The sequence below is a fragment of the Dietzia sp. genome (genome assembly GCF_036741115.1).
Taxonomy (GTDB): domain Bacteria; phylum Actinomycetota; class Actinomycetes; order Mycobacteriales; family Mycobacteriaceae; genus Dietzia.
In genome coordinates this window covers 17,592-21,004 of the sequence record NZ_DAINST010000059.1, presented here as the reverse complement: position 1 = coordinate 21,004, position 3,413 = coordinate 17,592, and the positions used below count along the sequence as shown (strand labels likewise).

Here is a 3,413-nt window from a genome sequence, read left to right as displayed (position 1 = left end):
CTACCACGCGCAGAACCTCGGCTGGTGCGACATCGGCTACAACGTGCTGGTCGACAAGTACGGGCAGGCTTTCGAGGGCCGCGCGGGCGGCCTCGACAAGAACGTCCAGGGCGCGCACGCCGGCGGGTTCAACCAGAACACGTGGGGCATCTCGATGATGGGCGACTACTCGTCCGTCACCCCGCCCGCGGCCACCATCCAGAAGGTCGGCGAGATTCTCGGCTGGCGCCTCGCCATCGCCGGTGTCGATCCAAAGGGCAAGGCGAACCACGTCTCCGAGGGCACCTCGTACACGATGTACCCGCAGGGACAGTCCGTGTCGCTGCCGAACATCTTCGCCCACCGTGACGTCGGGCTGACTAGCTGCCCCGGCGACTCCGGATATGCGCAGTTGTCGAAGATCCGGGATATCGCGGCCTCGTATGCGAAGACGTCCGGTGGCACGTCCTCGGGTAATTCGGGTGGGAACTCCGGCGGCAATTCCGGCGGCACGACGAACCCGTCCACCCCGGGCAAGGGCGACGAGGGCGAGACCTCGACGGGCAACTCGGGCGACTCCGGCGAGGGCTCGCTGCAGAAGACGCTCGGCCCCGGACTCGACAAGCTCCAGGACCTCGACAAAAAGAAGATCGCCTCGATTGTGGGCCAGGTGCTCATGAACGGCCGTTCGATCAACCTCGACGGTCTCAAGGCGCTAGACCTGGTCGATACGCTCGGTGGGATTATCGGCGGCGACTCGGGCATCGACTCGCAGTCGATCTCCGCGGCGTTCCAGCAGCTCAAGGGCGCGGCCGGCCCGCTCGGCAAGGCGCTCTCCGGGGCGAAGAAGTACGGCGACGTCTCGTACGCGAAGTACGAGAACGGTGCAATCTACGAGTCGCCGGAGACCGGTGCGCAGCCCGTCTGGGGCAAGATCGGCGACGCCTGGGCCGCGCAGGACTTCGAGCACGGTCCGCTCGGACTCCCGACCGCCGCCGAGCAGAAGCGCGCCGACGGCACCGTCGCGCAGACCTTCCAGCACGGCACACTCGTCTACGACCCGGCCACCGGCCAGGTGCACGTGGAGAAGTAGGCGCGGTCCGGGCTCGGGGGGCGGGCCCTGAACCGCCCCCACCTGCGCCGCCGGGGCGCGTAATAAGTACTCGGACACGGTCCAGCGGGCCGGGAACCCACCAGGTGTACGACCGATTCTCTTTTCAAGGGACGCGCTCGTGGATGTCGCGCGCAGGTCTATCGACGCACCGGGGATGTGGTGGGTTCCCGGCTCGCTTGCAATTTCGGAGCGGCCGTACGTGTTGCTGGGCTCCGCTGGAGCTCCCGGCCCGCGCGGCATTCCCAACCCGCGGGGCCTCGTCCCCACCGCTTCTGCACGGGGAAACGTGCTCAAGGTCGTGCAAACTCCGCCGAGGACAGCGAGACCGGCGACGGCCTCGAAGTCTGCGGCCGGCGGACTACCTGCCAGCGGCCGGGTGGGCAACGCGGCAGGCGCCGTCAAACAGAAGCTAGAACCAGCGCGACAACACCGCGGCAATGCCGCCCTCGTCGCTGGAGAGCGTCACCTCGTCCGCGGCCTCGACCACGGCCGAGTGCGCGTTGCCCATCGCCACGCCGAGGTCGGCCCAGCGGAGCATCTCCACGTCGTTCGGCATATCCCCGAACGCCACGGTCCGCGGCGGCTCCCCCGGCGCCCGCTCGAAGCGCACCGCGGAGACCCGATCGGCGAGGCTCGCGAGCGTCGTGGCCTTGGAAATCCCGGGCGGGGCGAATTCGATCAGGCCGTTCTCGGTCGAGTAGGTCACCGTGGCGATATGCGCGGCCGCGTCCCGGACGGCCTCCGCCATCGCGGCGCTCGACATCCCCGGGACCCGCGCGAGCAGCTTGAACACCGGCCGCTCGATCACCTCGGCGTGCCCGACTTCCACGGTCTCCGGCTGGATCCACGCGTGCTCGTAGTCCGGGGAGGCCACGAAATCGTCGTCCGCCGCATCGAGGCCCACGCGCTCGGCGGCCAGCCCGGCTCCGGGCAGCGCGGAGTGGACGATTCTGGCGAGCTCTTCGAGCACGTCCGGCTCGAGCAGCGAGGACCAGAGGATCTCGCCGCTCGCAGTATCGAGGAGCACGGCGCCGTTGGCGCACACCGCCAGCGGCGTCTGCCCCAATTCGTCGAGGATCTCGGGGATCCAGCGCGGCGGCCGCCCGGTGGCCAGGCACACCGTGGCGCCGGCGGCAGCGGCCGCGGCGAACGCCTCGCGGTGCGCCGACGGGACGCGATCACGCGAATCGAGGAGCGTGCCGTCGATGTCCGTGGCCACGAATAGCGGATGCGAGCGCGCTCCCGTACCGGCCGATTCCTGTGGGAGGGCGTTGCTCAATTGCGGGACCCTGCGTCATCCGCCGAACCGGAACTCGGCCCGGCACCGGAACCCGACCCACCGTCGCCCGACCCACGCTTCTTCGCGATCCGCGCCTGGTGTTCGGCCTCGTCGAGCGCATTCGCCTCTTCGAGCGACGGCGCCGAACCGCCGAGCCGACGCGGCACCCACGAGGCGCCCTCGGGATACGGGCCCTCGAGCTCCGCGTACCGCGCCTGCAGCTCCTCGAGCCGTCCCTGCATGAAGCCGCGCAGCTTCTCGGTGAACTCCGCCGGGTCGCCGGTGACCTCCATGGGCTCGGCTGTGTCGATGAGGACCGGGACTTTCGGGCGCACCATGTTCTTCGGCAGGCCCTTGGTCCACACCCGCTGGGAACCCCAGATGGTCACGGGCAGGACGGGCACGCCTGCCTCTTTCGCCATGCGCGCGGCGCCGGACTTGAAGTGCTTGATCTCGAAGCTGCGCGAAATGGTGGCTTCGGGGAACACGCCGATGAGCTCGCCCTCGCGGAGCTTCTGCACCGCGGTCGAATACGCATCGGAACCGGCCGTGCGGTCGACGGGGATATGCCGCAGATTGCGCATGATCGGGCCAGCGACCGGGTGCTCGAACACCTCGGCCTTGGCCATGAAGCGGATGAATCGCTTCCACACGCGCGCCGGGACGCCCGCGTAGACGAAGTCCATGTACCCGGTGTGGTTGATGACCACGACGGCGCCGCCGGTCCGCGGAAAGTTCTTCTCCCCCGTGAGCCGCATGTCCAGGCCTTGCGCGAAAAACATCGCGCGGGCGATTCCGATGATCGACGTGTACAGCGGTTCGAGGGCCATGTGTCCCACATTACTTCGTGCAGGTTACGTCCGCCCGCGGAGAGGAAGGCTGGATGACGCCGGACGCCACGATCCCCCGGCCCCGCCCGGGTCCCGGCGTGGCGACGACTCGCGCCCTACTTCTTCGGCTCGAGGACGTCGACCCCGACGAACGGGCGCAGCGCCTCGGGCACCACGACGGACAACCGCCCGGCATGCACGACCTCGCCCC

The 3,413-nt window shown here is 69.2% G+C and carries 3 protein-coding genes; 1 reads left to right on the top strand and 2 read right to left on the bottom strand.

Annotated elements, in window-relative coordinates:
* Positions 1-1,072 (top strand): N-acetylmuramoyl-L-alanine amidase (locus V7E05_RS10070; RefSeq protein ID WP_333619524.1); only part of this gene is annotated, 1,072 nt, incomplete at its 5' end.
* A gap of 430 nt (positions 1,073-1,502) precedes the next feature.
* Here the strand turns inward: V7E05_RS10070 and V7E05_RS10065 are convergent.
* Together V7E05_RS10065 and V7E05_RS10060 are read right to left on the bottom strand one after the other, a co-directional pair.
* On the bottom strand, positions 1,503-2,372 hold the full coding sequence (locus V7E05_RS10065; RefSeq protein WP_333619523.1) for an HAD family hydrolase: 870 nt from the start codon (positions 2,370-2,372) through the stop codon (positions 1,503-1,505).
* The gene (locus V7E05_RS10060; protein WP_333619522.1) at positions 2,369-3,202 is read right to left on the bottom strand and encodes a lysophospholipid acyltransferase family protein; all 834 of its coding nucleotides are present in this window, start codon (positions 3,200-3,202) and stop codon (positions 2,369-2,371) included. The genes V7E05_RS10065 and V7E05_RS10060 overlap by 4 nt, the downstream gene beginning before the upstream one ends.
* Positions 3,203-3,413 lie beyond the last annotated feature (211 nt).